The 17538-nt window shown below is 33.5% G+C and carries 10 protein-coding genes; 4 read left to right on the top strand and 6 right to left on the bottom strand.

Features of this window, described 5'->3' with window-relative positions; genetic code table 11:
• Nucleotides 1–100 precede the first annotated feature (100 nt).
• Nucleotides 101–10987: a non-ribosomal peptide synthetase gene (locus tag IAI10_RS13450; RefSeq protein WP_315673797.1), complete on the bottom strand. Its 10887-nt coding sequence runs from the start codon at nucleotides 10985–10987 to the stop codon at nucleotides 101–103.
• Between the two features lie 305 nt (nucleotides 10988–11292).
• Between IAI10_RS13450 and IAI10_RS13455 the strand changes: the two genes are divergently transcribed.
• The gene (locus tag IAI10_RS13455; protein ID WP_315673798.1) at nucleotides 11293–12183 is read left to right on the top strand and encodes an effector binding domain-containing protein; all 891 of its coding nucleotides are present in this window, start codon (nucleotides 11293–11295) and stop codon (nucleotides 12181–12183) included.
• 103 nt (nucleotides 12184–12286) lie between these two features.
• On the opposite strand, the gene IAI10_RS13460 is transcribed toward IAI10_RS13455, so the two are convergent.
• From IAI10_RS13460 to IAI10_RS13475, 4 genes are all read right to left on the bottom strand, one after another.
• A complete protein-coding gene (locus IAI10_RS13460) occupies nucleotides 12287–12691 on the bottom strand; it encodes a VOC family protein (protein ID WP_315673799.1) in 405 nt (134 codons plus the stop codon).
• Between the two features lie 48 nt (nucleotides 12692–12739).
• The gene (locus IAI10_RS13465; RefSeq protein WP_315673800.1) at nucleotides 12740–13528 is read right to left on the bottom strand and encodes a GNAT family N-acetyltransferase; all 789 of its coding nucleotides are present in this window, start codon (nucleotides 13526–13528) and stop codon (nucleotides 12740–12742) included.
• Between the two features lie 26 nt (nucleotides 13529–13554).
• The gene (locus tag IAI10_RS13470) at nucleotides 13555–14055 is read right to left on the bottom strand and encodes a 2'-5' RNA ligase family protein (protein ID WP_315673801.1); all 501 of its coding nucleotides are present in this window, start codon (nucleotides 14053–14055) and stop codon (nucleotides 13555–13557) included.
• A gap of 77 nt (nucleotides 14056–14132) precedes the next feature.
• Nucleotides 14133–14687: a nitroreductase family protein gene (locus tag IAI10_RS13475; protein ID WP_315673802.1), complete on the bottom strand. Its 555-nt coding sequence runs from the start codon at nucleotides 14685–14687 to the stop codon at nucleotides 14133–14135.
• Between the two features lie 209 nt (nucleotides 14688–14896).
• Here IAI10_RS13475 and IAI10_RS13480 point away from each other — a divergent pair, with 209 nt between their 5' ends.
• Nucleotides 14897–15307, top strand: coding sequence for a polyketide cyclase (locus IAI10_RS13480; protein WP_315673803.1), 411 nt, complete (start codon nucleotides 14897–14899; stop codon nucleotides 15305–15307).
• A 3-nt stretch (nucleotides 15308–15310) separates the two neighbouring features.
• The gene (locus IAI10_RS13485; protein ID WP_315673804.1) at nucleotides 15311–15754 is read left to right on the top strand and encodes a MarR family transcriptional regulator; all 444 of its coding nucleotides are present in this window, start codon (nucleotides 15311–15313) and stop codon (nucleotides 15752–15754) included.
• Between the two features lie 93 nt (nucleotides 15755–15847).
• Here IAI10_RS13485 and IAI10_RS13490 read toward each other — a convergent pair whose 3' ends face one another.
• A complete protein-coding gene (locus tag IAI10_RS13490) occupies nucleotides 15848–16669 on the bottom strand; it encodes a nucleotidyltransferase domain-containing protein (protein WP_315673805.1) in 822 nt (273 codons plus the stop codon).
• 242 nt (nucleotides 16670–16911) lie between these two features.
• Between IAI10_RS13490 and IAI10_RS13495 the strand changes: the two genes are divergently transcribed.
• On the top strand, nucleotides 16912–17508 hold the full coding sequence (locus IAI10_RS13495; protein ID WP_315673806.1) for a hypothetical protein: 597 nt from the start codon (nucleotides 16912–16914) through the stop codon (nucleotides 17506–17508).
• The last annotated feature ends 30 nt before the right edge of the window (nucleotides 17509–17538 follow it).

A 17538-nucleotide genomic window follows, 5' to 3' on the forward strand; every position in this document is an offset into this window, starting at 1 on the left:
TAAAGCTAAGGCTTATTCAACAAATTAATGCCAAATAAGCCTTAAATGCATTACCGATTTTTTATAAAGTTCTGTTTTAAATCAGTTTAGTTTGAAAAACTTATTTTTCCTTAGTTGAGGCTACTTCGGCTTTAACATATGAATTAGTCTCTATTTTTTTATCTGCTATTTCCTGCAGTTTATCCTTATCTTTGATGATGATTTCATCAGGAATAGCATCTTCAAGGAAGTCATCCATTTCACTGAGCGGCTTATACAAGACGCCTATTACACTCCATACAAGAAGAATTGCTCCTGCTATTAATACAACGAGCCTCATGGAACGTCCCGATCCAACTCCCAAAACTAGATTAAATATTGGTGAACTAAAGGAATCATTCTTCAGGGACTGCGAAAACACATTATCTGCTAGCGCACCTGCAGTAATGAAGCTAAGTGGTCTTAGCAACGAAACCATCATCTGATTAATAGCAAATACTCTTCCTTGCAATTCTAACCCAACCTTAACCTGTATCAAGGACTGCCAATGAACATTTACAAAGGTAAGAGAGAATGAATATCCCCAAAGAGCAACTGCTGCGAAAACAGGCATAGGTCTTAATGCTGCTATCATAATTGCAAATGCCATAGGAATCACAAATCCCACCATGCCTTTTGCTCTTTTTTTTGTACCGCCGGTTATGAGCATAATTATAGCTCCGGTTAAAACGCCAATTCCTGAAAAAGAATTTACTATTCCAAGCACTGATGCATTAGAGAAAGACAATATTAGCGGTGTAATTGTAACATCAAAAATTCCTACTAAGAAGTTAACTATTACAAAAAACAGTACCATCCCAACTAAACTTTTTCTTTTGACTATGAATTTCCAGCCTCCTATTAACTGTTTAAGAATAGGTTCCTCTAATCTTGTAAACATAGCATCTGGAAACCTTAATAAAAGTAAAGTTATTATTGATATTAAAAAGGTTGCAAAATCTATAGTTACAAGTCCCTTAAAGCCTATATAATCCATAAATATTCCTCCGCAAATTGGAGCAAGTATACCTCCTATAGCAGATGAAAATTGAGCAACACTGTTTGCCTGTGTAAGATATAACTTTGGAGCAATTTGTGTAATTGCTGCCATATAGGCTGGCTGTCTGAAGCATATTGCCACTGAAGATACAATTGTGAATATATAAACCTGCCAAATCTGAAGCTGATTTGTATACAGCAATATAAGCAAAACTAAAGAGCAGGCAGCTGAAAGTATGTCACTGGCAATTAAAACTAATCTTCTGTCAATCTTATCTATAATAGCCCCTGAAAAAGGAAGCACCAAAATGTTAGGAATTACACTTAGAAGAAACATCATAGCGAATTGAGATAACACATTGGTCTGTTTATATACCCATACGCTTGTTCCAAAGGTTGATAATATAGTTCCTATTTCAGAGATTATCTGAACAATTGCAACAATCAAAAACAAATTCATGCTTGGTGCTACTTTTATTCTCTTTGTATCTTCACTATTTTCATAAATTTTTTCTGTCTCTCTTACTTCTGAGGTTTTAGATTGCCAAGCTTCAACCTTTTCTTTAATTATTTCCCCTAACTCTTTTGCTTGATTTTTAAAGAAAAAATGTCCTGCGTTCTTAATAGTTTTTAAATCTACATTATCACTGAAATGCTCCCATTCTTTATATCTTTCCTGGTAGAATTCTGTAGCTCTATCACTTTCACCAATAATACAAGTTATAGGTGTCTTAAATTTTTTCTGATTTTTATTTTTATAAACCTCTGTGTACCATCTTGTACATTCTTTTGAATCATGCTTTAAGTTCCTAAGGATAAATTCTGTTTCCTCAGAGCTTACATCACTGGTTAATCCACCTATTGTTTTTAACATATCCCTATTTCCCTTGTCCGTAAGCTGACTTGGAAAGATTTTCTCCCAAATATCAAAGAACTTATTAGAAATACGAGGTGCAGGAAACATAGCTGCGGTAATGACTCCATCAATCTTAATTCCGGCTGCCTCCAATTTATATGCAAGGAAGGCTGCCATGGTTGATCCTAAACAATGTCCATAAAGGACTATAGGGCCTGTAACCTTTTGCTTAATTTCCTGAAAGCAGCGTTCTGCACATTCCTCAATAGAAGCTAAAGCTTCATCAGGACAACTGTAATCATGTCCCGGTAATTCCACGGAATAGAGAGAATAATTTGGGGGAAGAGCATTCGCAAGCGGTTGAAAAGAAATAGCACTTCCACCTCCATAAGGAAAACAGATTAACGATACAATCTTATCTTTTTCAGTAACAGGTTTTGTAAGCTCATTGAGCATAGTCCTTTCTCTTGAACCGTCCTTTGACATATAAACTGCCAGCTCTCGTATGGTTGAATTCTTGAAAAGTTCCATTACCCCAAGGCTGCTGCTGATACTTCTTACCAGCTTAATAGCTTTAAAGGAATCTCCCCCCAGATCAAAGAAGTCATCGTCGATACCTATTTTCTCAACGCCAAGTATTTTACTCCATATTTCTGCCATTTCAATTTCTTCTTTATTTCTCGGAGCCACAAAGCCTTCCTCTAAATCTCTTTCCAGCGTACTTGGTTCTGGAAGGGCGAAACGATCAATCTTTCCATTAGTATTTAAAGGCATTTTTTCAATTTGCACAAACACAGCAGGAAGCATGTATTTAGGTAGCTTTTTCTTCAAGTATTCTCTTAAGCTGCCTTCACTGTATTTTTCCTCAGCATCTATTTTAGGAACCACATAGGCTATTAATCTTTTTTCGCCTGCAATATCTTCCTTAACTATTACTATAGAATCTTTAACAGAAGGATGAGTCTTAATTAAAGCATCAATTTCACCAATTTCAATACGATAACCTCTTATTTTTACCTGATAATCTATACGTCCTAAAAATTCTATATTTCCATCGGGAAGCCATCTTACTAAATCTCCTGTCTTATACATCCTCTCTCCTGATTCAAAAGGATTTGCTGTGAATTTTTCCTCTGTAAGCTCTGGTCTGTTGAGATACCCTCTTGCTAAGCCCTTGCCTCCTATGCACAGTTCTCCAGCTACTCCTATAGGCTGAAGCTTATTAGCTTTACCTAAAACATAAGCTTTATAGTTTACCAATGGTTTGCCAATTGGAATGACGGTAAGCTTATCTATATTATTTTCATTTACTAGAAAGCCTGTGGAATCTACGCAGCACTCTGTTGGACCATATATATTCGTTATGCTAGGTTTTGCCTTACTGAAAAAGGAATAAAATTCCTTTACCAAGCTGACAGTTAATTCCTCTCCTCCGATTACAAAATGACGCACAGGAATATCTTTTATATTCTCTTTATTATCACTAAGCATAAGTTTAATATGAGATGGAGTTCCATCAGAAATATCTATGGAATTATTAATATAGTACTCTATGAGCTTTTCCCCTATAGTTCTGTATTCTTCTGGAATGATATATAGACTGTTACCATTTAATACGCTGGCAAATATTTGTTTTACGGAAGCATCAAAAACATATTGTGCGATTAAAGCTATTTTTAATGGTGAAGAATACTTATCATATATAAGTTTTCCTAATGCTGTTACCAGATTAATTACATTTCTATGCTGTATTAAAACTCCTTTTGGTTTTCCTGTGGATCCTGAAGTATAGATTACATAAGCTAAGTTATCAGGAGTGTTTACTTTTGGCAAATTAGCTTTATCTTGAATGTATAAATCCTCAGCTTCTATATCTATCAGAGTTCCATTAAAAGCTGTGGTATTCAGTAGTTGCTTCTGTGTGAGTAATATCTGAGCTTTGCTGTCTTCCAGCATATATTTTATTCTTTCCTCAGGGTATTCTGGCGCTATTGGAAGATAAGCACCGCCAGCTTTTAGTATTCCCATTATTCCCACCAGCATATAAACAGATCTTTCCATAAGCATTCCAACTATTGAATCAGCTTTTACCCCTTTGTTCCTTAGCACTCTCGCTAATTGGTTTGCTTTCTCATTCAATTCTCTGTAGGTTAATTTTTTATTTTCATATACTACAGCTATATTGTCTGGAGTCTTTTCAACTTGGGCCTCAAAGACTTGGCATATGGTTCTGCTGTCATCATATTCTAATCTCGTATTATTGAAATCTAATAATATTTCCTGTCTTTCTTCCTCTGACAGCATATCTATATCAGAAATTGTTATTTCAGGATTATTTATTATCTGATATAGTATATTTTTAAAATGCTCAATGAATTTTTCCATGGTTTGTTTTTTAAATAATTTAGTGCAGTATTCTAAGTCAAATTCCAGCTTATCACCCTTTTCTTCAGCAGCTAAGGTCAAATCAAATTTAGATATCCTTTTTTCAAAGGGAAACTTTTTAATTGTTATATTATCAAGCTGAAGCTCTTTGTTTTCAGTATTTTGAAGTATAAACATGGTATCAAATAATGCATTTCTGCTTAGATCTCTTTTTATATCCAATTTTTCTACCAGTCTATCAAACTGATAGTTCTGATTTTCATAAGCCTTTAATGCACTTTCCTTTACCTCCTGAAGAAATTTATTAAATATTTTATCTGGCTTAGGATAATTTCTCATAGAAAGAGTGTTTATAAACATTCCTACTATGTTATATAGATCAATATGCGATCTGCCTGCTATGGGAGAACCTACAACTATATCATCTTGTCCGCTATATTTTGAAAGCAATATATTATAAGCTGATAACAAGGTCATATACAGAGTAGCTCCATTTTCTGCGCTTATTTTCTTTAATTTTTCAGTTAAGGCTTTTTCCAAGGTAAATTCTATACTTGCTCCTTCAAAGCTTTGAATGCTAGGTCTTGGATAATCTGTAGGTAAATTTAATACAGGTATTTCATCCTTGAAAATACTTAACCAGTATTCTTCATATTTTTTCATGAAAGGAGATTCTTGCATTTTATTTTCCCAAGCGGAATAATCCTTGTACTGTACTCTTAATTCTTTTAAATTTTCACCCTTAAACAATCTTGTGAATTCATCCATGACTATACTCATTGAGCTTCCGTCTGATATTATGTGGTGCATATCAAACATTAAAAGATATTTTTCTTCTGCAAGTCTTATAAGTTTTACCCTTAAAAGCGGTGCCTTTGATAAATCAAATGGCCTTACAAACTTATCTATTTCAATATTTATTGCTTCATTAGAGCTATTATAAGCTTCCTCATAATCCATCTTAAAATCCACATGCCTGTGAATGCGCTGCATTATTTTATCCTTCACTAATTCAAAGGAGGTTCTGAAGGCTTCATGCCTTTCAATAAGCCTATTGAAGCTCTCCTGTATCCTGTCTTTTTCAACCTTACCTTCCAATATAAACACAGACGGGATATTATAGTTTATTTCCTCCTTTGAAAACTGATTTAAGGCATACATTCTTTTTTGAGCTGAGGATACTTCGTAGAATTCTTTTTCTTCTACAGCTTCTATAGAGTGATATACACTTTCTCTGATTTTCTCTAGATGCTCTCCTAAACTTCTTACTGTAGTGTTTTTAAATATGTCGCCAACGGATATTTCCACAGAAAGCTCTCTCTGTATCATAGCTACCATTTTAATAGCCTTTAAGGAGTGCCCCCCAAGAGCAAAGAAATCATCATCTATCCCTATTTTGTTTATTTCTAATATTTCGCTCCAGATATTTATTAAAATTTCTTCTATTTTATTTCTTGCAGCTATATACTCCGCTCCTGTTTCTATATTACCATCAGGTATGGGAAGTGCCTTTCTGTCTATTTTTCCACTCTGATTTAAAGGCATTTCATCTAAAATAATAAAGTAAGACGGAATCATATAATCCGGCAAAGCATTCTTAAGTTCTTCTCTAAGCTTTTTAATGCTATAATCTTCAGCTGATACAATATAGGCACACAAGTATTTATTACCGTCTTCTTCTCGGTCAATTACCAATGCTTCCTTTATTCCTTTCAATTTCAATAAGGCTTTTTCTATCTCTCCTAGTTCGATTCTGAAACCACGTATCTTCACTTGATAATCTATTCTTCCTAAGAACTCTATATTGCCGTCAGGAAGCCACCTTGCTAAATCTCCTGTACGATACATTCTTTGCCCTTGTTCAAAGGGATTCTCAACAAATTTTTTAGCGGTTAATTCCTTATTGTTTAGATATTCTCTTGCTAATCCATCCCCACCAACGCATAATTCGCCGTATACTCCTGTTGGCACTAAATTATTATCCTTATCCAATATGTAAGCCGTAGAGTTTGCTATTGGTTTTCCTATAGGTATAGTCTTATTTTCATCTAGATTCTCACTAATTACATAACAGGTAGAGAAGGTTGTGTTTTCAGTAGGACCGTATCCATTTATTACTGTGAGCTGGGGTGCGTATTTCCTGACTAGGTTCACGTTTTTAGCTGAAACGACATCTCCCCCAGCTAATAAACATCTTAGCTCTCTAAATATTTCAGGATCTTCTTCACAAAGCTTATTAAATAGAGGAGAGGTCAGCCACATTATTGTGATTTTATTCGATGATAGATATTCTTTTAATTTTTCACCATTTAATATCACATCTTTGCTGGTTATGTGCAGTTCAATACCGTTTAGCAGAGAGCCCCATATTTCTAAGGTTGAAGCATCAAAAGTTATGGAACCTGTTTGAAGAAGTTTATCCTCCCTTTTAAACTCTATATAATTAGTATTCTTAACTAATCTCACCACATTCCTTTGTATTACAGCTACACCCTTTGGTCTACCTGTGGTTCCAGAAGTATAAATTACGTAGGCTATATTTTCAGCTTTGCTTATATTCTCAAGGTTTTCTTTATTTGGACTGTAAATTTCGGCATCCTTTAGATCGATTAAACATCCTTTAAAATCAATTTCACTGGAGAGCTCCTGTTCCGTAAGCAAAATGTCTGCTTTGCTATCCTCCAGCATGTAATTTATTCTATTGCTTGGATAGTCTGGATCTATAGGAAGGTAAGCTCCTCCTGCTTTTAATATTGCAACTATACCTACAAGCATATTCAAAGAACGCTCTGCAATTATTCCAACTATAGATTCAGAAGTTACTCCTTCTACCCTAAGAGTGTTTGCAAGCTGATTTGCCTTTTCATTCAGCTCTCTATAGGTAAGCTTATCGCTTTCGCAAACTGCTGCAATACTATCCGGTGCTTTGTAAGCTTGCTCTTCAAAGAGCTCACATATGCTTTTATCTCTAGGATATTCTGACTTGGTAGAATTAAAATCTACTAGTATCTCTTTTTTCTCAGCTTCTGAAAGCATATTTATTTCTGAAAGCTTAATGCGCGGATTTTCTATTATTTCATTTAATATATTTTTGAAATGCCGTATAAGGCCTTCTATAGTTGATCTTTTAAATAGCTTAGTGCAGTACTCTAAATTAAACTTTATTTCACCATCAGTTTCTTCTGCCTCAAAAGTCATATCAAATTTAGATACATCATCTTTAAATTTGTAATCATTTATACTTATTCCATCCATATGCAGTTTTTTATGCTCCGTATTCTGCAAGACAAACATGATATCAAATAATGGATTTCTGTTTATAGCTTTCCCTAAGCTAAGCTCTTCCACCAATTTATCAAAGGAATAAGCTTGATGTTCATAAGCCTTTAAGGAATTCTCTTTTACCTCCTGCAGAAAATCATTGAAATTTTTATTACTTCTAGGATAATTTCTCATAGCCAAGGTGTTTATGAACATACCTACTATTCCTTGCAAATCAGCATGAGATCTACCTGCCGCTGCCGAACCTATGATTATATCTTCTTGTCCGCTATACTTAGCTAAAAGTATATTTAGAGATGACAGAAGGAACATATATATAGTTGCCCCATTGGCCTTGCTAACCTCTCTAAGCTTCTCTGTTAACGCCCTATTTAGCTTGAAGCTTATACTCTTTCCTTCAAAACTTTGAAAAACTGGTCTTGTATAATCCAAGGGAAGATTTAATACAGGTATTTCATTGTCAAAGAGGCTTTTCCAGTATTCTCCGTGCTTTTTCATAGCTTCAGAATCCATGAGTCTGTTTTCAAATTCAGAATAGTCTTTGTACTGTATTCTTAAAGCTTCTAATGCATCACCATTATAAATTCTCGAAAAATCCTCCATGATAATATCCATAGAACTTCCGTCAGTTATTATATGATGTATATCAAACATCAATAGATGTTTTTCTTCATCTAGCTTTATTAATTTTGCCCTTAAAAGAGGAGCTTTTGACAGGTCAAAGGGCTTCACAAAATTCTTCATTTCCTGCTTTATAAATTCTCTGGTTTTTATATCACTTTCTTCATAATCTAGCTTAAACTCAATTGTTTTATGAATTTGTTGAACTATCTCTCCATTAATTATCTCAAAAGAAGTCCTAAAGACTCCTTGCCTCTCTATGAGTGTTTTAAAGGCTTCTTCTACTTTTGACTTTTCCAGCTTACCTTCAAGCAGTTTTACGGTTAGGTTATTATAATTTGTTTTCTGCCTGCCCAATTGATTTAACGCAAACATTCTTTTTTGAGCTGAGGAAACCTTGTAATATTCTTTTTCCTTTGCCACTTCTATAGAAGGATATAAACCTCCGTTTATTTTAGGTATGGTTTCAGCTATTTTTCTTATGGTAGGCTGAGAAAATATTTCAGATACAGATATTTGTACCCCTAATTCCTTTTGCATAAGGACTGTCATCCTCATTGCATTTAAGGAATGTCCACCTAAGGTAAAGAAGTCATCATCTATACCTATTTTTTCTATTGCTAACACTTCATTCCATATTTTTGCAAGCTTTTCTTCTATTTCATTTCTTGGTGCCTGGTAAGCTACTCCTGTGCTTATTTCTCCAAGGGGCTCTGGAAGTGCCTTTTTATCAATCTTTCCATTTGGTGTTAAAGGGATTGCTTCAATTTGAATAAAATATGCTGGTACCATATAGCCTGGCAGCACTTTTGAAAGATCCTTTCTTAGCTCTTGAATCTCTATTTTTTCTTTAGCTGCTATATAGGCGCAAAGATATTTGTTGCCTTGCGCATCTTCCTTGGCTAAAACCACCGTGCCCTTGATTCTATTGTTTTTTAGAATTTGATTTTCTATTTCTCCAAGCTCTATTCTGTAGCCTCTTATTTTTACTTGATGATCTATTCTTCCAATAAACTCAATATTTCCGTCAGGCAGCCATCTAGCTAGATCACCGGACTTATACATCTTTTCACCTGGTTCAAAAGGATTTGAAACAAACTTTTCTTTTGTTAGATCAGGCCTATTAAGATACCCTCGTGACAGACCATCCCCAGCTATACATAGCTCGCCAGCTACTCCTATAGGCTGAAGTTTATTGCTTTCATTAATAATATATATTTTTGAGTTAGCTATGGGCTTTCCAATTGGAATATTGTTATAGCTTTTATCAACCTTAAAAGCTGTTGTTACAACCGTATTTTCTGTTGGTCCATAATTGTTTACTATTTCATAATTATTCTCTATAAAAGTATGCAGCTTATCTCCGCCAGTGAATACCCTTTTTAAAGAAGTATTATTTAATCTCATAAATTCTTCACAAATTTGAGTAGGCAAAAAACTTATGGTTATATTATTTTCTTCAAAGTAATCATTAAGTTTTGCAATATCAAGTCTAATAGCTTCACTGATTATATGTATGGCGGCACCACTTAAAAGATATGGAAATATTTCAAGTACAGATGCATCAAAACCAAAGCCCGCATATTTAGTTCCTCTATCCTTATCAGTGACATCATAGAATTTAATATGCCATTGGCTTGAATTAATAAGGGAACTGTGTTCAATCATAACACCTTTAGGCTTTCCAGTAGAACCGGAAGTATATATTATATAAGCTAGATTATTGGGTTGATTTGTTCTGCCTAAATTGTTTTTTTCGCCGTCATATAGACTGTCATTTTCTAGATTTAATATTGTTCCAGAAAAATTGAGTCTATCTGCAAATCGATCCTGTGTTAACAATATATTTGTGTGGCTATCTTCCAGCATATATTCTACCCTATCATTTGGATATTCCGGATCTATGGGAAGATAGGCTGCTCCTGATTTTAGTATTGCCATTATCCCGATGATCATTTCCAAAGAGGCAGTTGTCATTATACCTACTATGCTGTCTGGAGTAACTCCTTCAGATAATAGGGACCTTGCCAATTGGTTTGCTTTTTCATTTAATTCCCTATAGGTTAATTTATCATCCTTATATACCACTGCAACATGGTCCGGAGTGAGTTCCACTTGTTTTTCAAATAGCTCATATGCAGTTTTATCCTTGGCATATTCGGTGTTTGTAGCATTGAATTCTATTAATATTTGTCTTGTTTCTTCTTCAGAAAGCAGATCTATTTGAGAAAGCTTTATTTCAGGAAATTCGGAGACTTCATCCAATATTTTTAAGAAATGGCTTGCAAATTTTTCAATTTCAATTTTTTCATAAAGGCTTTCATTAAATTCTATTACAGCATTTATTTGTCCATTAGAAGTTTCATTAAATTTTATCCATATTCCAAACTTAAAATTCTCTAAATTAATATTCTCATTTGGCATAGTGACAGTATCAAAAATAAGATTATGATAATTATCCTGGTTATTAAACTCGTCAGGAATTTTGCTAAGTTTATTATGTGAATTAAAAAGCGTGCTCTTAAAGGTTTCTGTATCCATTACATTATTTTTTATAATGGAATAAGCATAATTATTATTTCCATCAAGATTGATTAAATTTTCAATAATAATTTCTTCTTCTCCAGTATATCTAGCTAATAAAATATTAAACACAGTAGCCATAAAAGCATTTACTGAACTCTTATCTTGTTCCACATATGCTTTTATTTTGCTTATAGTTAATGGATTGATGGAAAATTGTAAGAACCCTTTAGAAAAGCTTATGTCATGGTTGTTTTGAAGAGTATAACCTAAAATTATTTCTTCAGCTAAACATTTTTTCACTTATTGTTCACCATCCTATAATTACTATTAAGAAAAGCAGCTTTCGCTAATACTTATGAAGTACTAGTGTTGTAATCGCAACATTCAACCACAATATGTATTTTAAGACAAACTTTTCATTAATAACTTATTCTGTAATAAAGTAAAAAATCCTGCTTAACAAAATAAATATATATTAATTTTTTTGTTAATATTTAATTAACGAAAATTTTCTTTTCTATGCTATAATAGGACAAATGTGAGCATAGAAAAACAGGAATATTATCTGTCTTTATTATAAGATTGTTATGACAGGAGGGTGAAATATGGATTGGATGAAGGGACTTCAAAAAGCCATTAACTATATGGAAACAAATATTTTAAAGGAAATTGATTTCGAAGAAGTAGCAAAGTGTGCCTATTCCTCCAATTTTCATTTTCAGAGAACCTTTAGCTTGCTTACTGGAATTACAGTAGGTGAATATATAAGAAACAGGAGATTATCGTTAGCTGCAATAGAATTATCCATGTCTAAAACCAAAATCATTGATATAGCTTTAAAATATGGCTATGAAAGTCCTGAAAGCTTTGCAAAAGCTTTTACTAGATTTCATGGTATAACACCCTCGGCAGCTCGAGAGCCGGGAGCAAATTTAAAATCCTTCAGTCCCCTGTTGCTTAAAATTATTATGGAAGGCGGAGAAATTATGGACTATAAAATTGAAAAGAAAGCAGCCTTTAAGGTAGCTGCAAAAGCTAAAAGTGTTTCTAATGAAGAAACTATTGGTCAAAAAGAAATTCCAAGCTTCTGGACGGAAGTTTTAACCGACGGTTCCTTAGAAAATCTTCTGAAGCTAGGAAAGAAAAATAATTTAGTTGTTGGTGAGGGCTTGCTTGGAATCTGTGATAACAGCGATGATAGCAATATCGAGCATTTTAATTATGCTATTGGAATAGAAACTGCTGAAACCGCTATCCCCGCTGGATACACCTTTATTGAAATACCTGAGTCTACTTGGGCAGTTTTTAAATGCATTGGACCAATGCCTGATGCTATTCAAACAATGTGGAAAAGAATATATAGTGAATTCTTCCCTCAATCTGACTACGAGCCTGCCCAAACTCTTGATTTTGAATACTACACCAATGGAGATAACAGCAAAGCTGATTATGTCAGCGAAATTTGGCTTCCAGTAAGAAAAAGGCTTAATTTATAAAAAAAGCTATGTTTTAAAAGAATGTTGATAAAGACGTTTTTGTAAAGGAACTCAAACGATAATATCAACATTTAAAACATAGCCTTAGCCACCAAAGGAAGTTTTATATCAATAAGTCTCTTATTTCAATTTCTGTACCTTCCGGTGCTTTTATTTTAAACAAATATCCATCTTCAACTTTATATATTATTTCTCCACTTTTAATCTTAAAGCTTTTGTAGCCTAATTTTATTATCCTATCGAATTCCTCTTGAACATTGTCTACTAGGAAACACATATGCACTATTCCTTCATTTGATGAACTCCAATTGTTCAGTTTTTCTCCCTTTTTGCTAGTCTGCAGCTCAATCATAAAACTTCCTAATTTTAACCATGTGTTGTAATCACGTTTATGAAAATTCGTTGTTTCCGAAACTAGCTCGAAGCCTAAAATTTTAGTATAGAATTCAAGTGATTCGCTATATTTTTCAGTTTGTATACATACGTGATGAATCATCTTTACACTCATAATTAATGCTTTTCCTCCTAAATCATCTTCATTTCTTAATTTCCACTGCTAACTATACTTCTCACCTATCATTTTCATAGCATCTTCTATATCAATTGCAGTCATTTCCACCCAAGCAGTTTTATAGCCGCACTTAGCTGCGTTAGCTTTGGAAGCAATGTTAGACCAAGCAGTGCAGTAGAAGGGTACTTTCCCATATTTAATTATTTCATCTGTCAAAACCTTTGTAATTTTTGAAGCTACTCCTAATTCTCTATACTCTGGTAAAACATCAACACCAATCTGCCACATTGTATCGGAATCGTTGCTTGCACCTGCCACACCAGCTATTTTCCCCTCTATGTATCCTACCACTGCAAGCACATCTTTTTTATCCTCAGCTTGGTTATATCCTAATGCCATATGAAATCTTGCATCTCCATAAAGTGATGCTACCTCACACTCTGAAAGCACCTTAACTTCAATATTATCATTCGTGAAAACCTGTTTATTTAAATCGGGAAGAAAGTACTCTGCAATGAAGCAAACACATTTGCCATACTTTTCGAACTCTCTATTTAATACATTGAGCTGAGGCATATCAAAGCATCTAAATCCAGAATGTCTGCCTATAAAGCCTTCTATATAATCTTTTATTCTTTCATCCACAGAGGCAACTAGTCCATTTCCATAATATACGAAGTCACAAAACAATGGCTTTTTATAGCATTTTTTTCTTCCCTCCTTTAACTTAGATATCACCACTGTATTCCCACTATTTGCAAAATCATCTACGGTACAATTCAAATCTATTGCTGATTGTTCCATGGAAATTTTCCATATATCTTCTTTCATCATTAATTATCACCTCTAATAAAATAATCTCATCCTTGCAGCTTTTTCTTTAAAATAAATCTGGTAGGCCAAAATTCATATAAGCTAATAGCTTCTATTCTCCCAGTAAAGCTCTTGAAATTTTCAGCTACGTAAGGCAGAGCCTTTTGAATTGTTTGAGGTTCATCCATCAGTATGGTTGTATGGGCTGTCCACCCAAATCCATCTGCATAATCGTTATTAAAATGCTGCTGCAGATTTAATAGCTCCTGGTTTACTGCTGGTGCTATGAATAGCACATCTAATCCGAATAATCCAATATTGTTCAATTTTATATCAAAACCCTTAAAATTTTCTGATACCCAGCTTAGCTTTTCTCTTAATTCCTCTTCCCTAGATAAATCAAAGCTTCCCAATGTTATATGATGAGGCAAATTGGGAGTTTGCTTTCCTTCAAAGCTATTATCTATTAAAATTTTTTCTATAGCTTTCAATTTCAAATTCGTTTCTTTGTCGTACTGTGCCATGACACATAAAAATTTATCCTTCATCTTTTTCCTTCCTCAATCTTGGAAATTCTATTTTAAAGCAGTATTGATTTTTACACCGATTTAAATCATAGCCTTACTTAATAATGTCCTATAACAGGCTTATCCTTTGTTCTATGCTTTCGGCTAGGCTCGTATTCCTGCCAATATACTCTTTTTTCATCTAATCTGCTTCTAGCTTCCTTTTCTTCTGCAGGATAACCCACATATATAATATTTAAAGGGGTAACATGCTCAGGAATATTTAATATTTTTTTCAATGGTTTTATATTGCTTTCAATTGGGTATACCCCTATCCATACGGAACCCAGTCCCATATTTGCAGCTGCAATCAATATATTTTCTGTTGCTGCACTGCAATCCTGTATCCACATTTCTTGTACCGCCCCCTTAAAGGCTAATTTCATATTTCCACACACTATAATTGCAGCAGGAGCATTATACCTGGCAAATTTAAATTTTTCTCTTATTTCCGAAAGCTTGCTCTCATCATCCACCACTATGAACTCCCAGGGCTGGCAGTTTGCCGCAGTTGGTGCCGCTGTAGCAGCTTTCAATAAAGTCATAATAGTATCTCTTTCAAGCTTCTTGTCCAAATATCTTCTTATACTTCTTCTTTTATAAATTAGCTCCATTCTCAAATTCCTCGCTTACGATTCGCTTATTAAAATATTGTATCATATTTTAAGCAATTTTTGGATTGTATTGATATATTTTACTCCTTGTATAAGAGTAAAACTTAAATACAGAAAATTAATCCTTGACATATTATAAAAATTATATTATAAGTATACTTATAATAAGTATATATATAATAAATACATTCATAAAAGGAGGAATTAAAATGGAGTTAAAATTTAAAGCAGAAGTAAGGGCTTCAAAAGAAAGCATTTGGTCTTATTATGCAGATGCTTCAAAGCGTCATATTTGGGAGGAAGATTTAGAAAATATAACCTTTAACGGGGAACTAAAAACAGGAACTACTGGAACAATGAAATTAAAAGAAATGCCGGAAATGAATTTTACACTAGTTAACATTATTCCAAATGCTTCTTATTGGGATAGAACTGATGTGCCTGAAATGGGAAGTCTTTATTTTGGACATGATATTTTAGAGGAGAATGGAAAAACTTTTATTGAACATACTGTAAGACTAGCTAAGGAAAATCCTTCAGAGGAAGACTTAAATTTTCTTAGCGGTGTATTTTCAGATGTTCCAGCAGCAGTTATGAAAATAAAGAAGGAGGTTGAATAATAATTGGACTTTCCATCTACTCGTTTTAAAGATGACGCAGAAGCCTCTACAGGTCTTCTTTTTATTCGAGTTTATAATAAATGGCACACAATTATTTCTCAAGAGCTTAGGAAACTTGGAATTACTCATCCTCAATTTGTAGTTCTTACCACTTTAAACTTTCTCAGCCAGTCTGAGGATAATATCACTCAAGCAAGTATCGCCAAAATGGCAGATATGGATGTAATGTCAGTATCACAAATCATTAGAGGACTGGAAAAGAATGAATTCATAAAGAGAACTACAAATCCTAACGATAGCAGAGCTAATACAGTGATTCTGCTGCCGAAGGGACATGAAATGGTAAAGTCTGCTCTTCCGATTATTGAGAAAGTGGATGAAGACTTCTTCGGAATTTTACAGGAAAATGAGAGTATTTTTCGTAAATTTCTCAATGAGTTGGACTAAATCAAATACTTTAGAGCAGCAAGTTGTATTTTAATATACTTCTTGCTGCTTATGCAGCACTTTATACCTTTATATTCATAAATTCAAAATCCACTACTCTTTTATAACATCATAATAATATTCTTTAACATCTTCTCTTGTCACTTTAATTTTACTACTGCTCCCTTTAAAAAAGTCCTCTATTTCATCATAAATAGCATCTATCAATGAATAAATGCTGATTTTAAATGCTTCTAATCTAAAATCCTTAGGTATGGTTTTCCACAAAACAGCTTTAATTTCCTCAGGAAACCTATCCACATTTCTAAATCTTTTAGTTTCCAAAGAATATTTGTATCCAAGCAATTCAATTAAATTATTTCTTGCAACATCCATTTCCCCTATTGCCCGCCAATAATTTTCTCTCTTAATTGCTACGATAGCATGCATAAGAAAATGCCATATATCTTCAGCTGCTTCAGAATATACCTGCTGAAGATTAACTGTTTCTTTTTTCCCATGATTATTTTTATTAACCTCCCAGCTTTGCTTCATAATATCATCTACTTTATTGCTAGTATCATATACAACAAGCCATCTTTCTCTTACTGCAGAAATTTTTTCAAAGGTCATATACCCTATATCAACTTCTAGATAATTATCCAGCATGTATACCTGTAATCCTCTTTTTTCGTTCTCCATATTGTCCAGCAACTTCCACTTACTGCATATATACTCTTTTACTTTTTTCATAACCTCCTTTATAGGATAACTACTATCTACAACTATGCTGAAATCTAAGTCAGATACCTCATCTGTAAAGCCTATAGCTCCAGATCCCACAAGTATTATAGCTATAATGCCTTCTGTTTTTTTAGCTTCATCTATGATGGCATTCTTTACTTCATTCCTTTTACTTGGCGTAAATAAACTCATTTGAATCTCCCCCATACATTAACTTTTATTTTATTGAGACAGTGACTACATAAGTCATTTATAGGATATATTCTAGCAATTTATTTTAAACCCTTCTAAAAAATACTGAACTGGTTTATGTAACTTAGTAAAATATAATTTTCATTACATTATAATGGCTTTATGGGTAAAATATGTTATAATCAAATTTAAGTTAATCATAACAGCAGCATATACTGAGACTTTTTCAGGAGGTATAAAAAATGAAACGTATGCCCTTTAAAAGACCTACCCCTCATTATGATGAAAAAATAAAAATCATAGACGAGCAAATTTGTGAATTAATAAATGAGCGCAAAAAACTCTCTGATAACCCAGGCTATCCACCTTTTGAATACATAGCTCACTGGGCTGATAAATTTCACTTATATGAAGATATGCTAAAATCCATATTTGCTTCCCTGTGGAATGAAAAAGCATATAAGCCCTCAATTGAACCAGAAGAATTTGAAAAAAACTTATCAGTATTAAAATCAACTGAGGTAGCTAATAGGCTTTTTTCCGTAGTCTATATAAGGCAGTATTCTAATTGTAGTGTTGTAAATTTAAATATTGATTGCAACATACCTAAAGATGAGGAGGAGAAACATCCTCACTATAAGCATTATGAATTATTTATAAATGAGCAGTATGATTGTAGCACAATTGGTGGAAGAGGCGGAGATAATCATTTTAACTATAATTTCATCGTTTCCCCAGCTATGCCTGACAATATGGCTGGAATAAAATTAACATTCAGAGAATACTCTCGTCCTTCTGCAGATACCAAAATAGGTGACGATATTATAATGCAGCTATAATAAGTAATTTAATCTTTCAGGAGGTAGTAA

It is taken from the genome of Clostridium sp. 19966 (assembly GCF_032335695.1).
Classification (GTDB): Bacteria; Bacillota; Clostridia; order Clostridiales; family Clostridiaceae; genus JACTOJ01.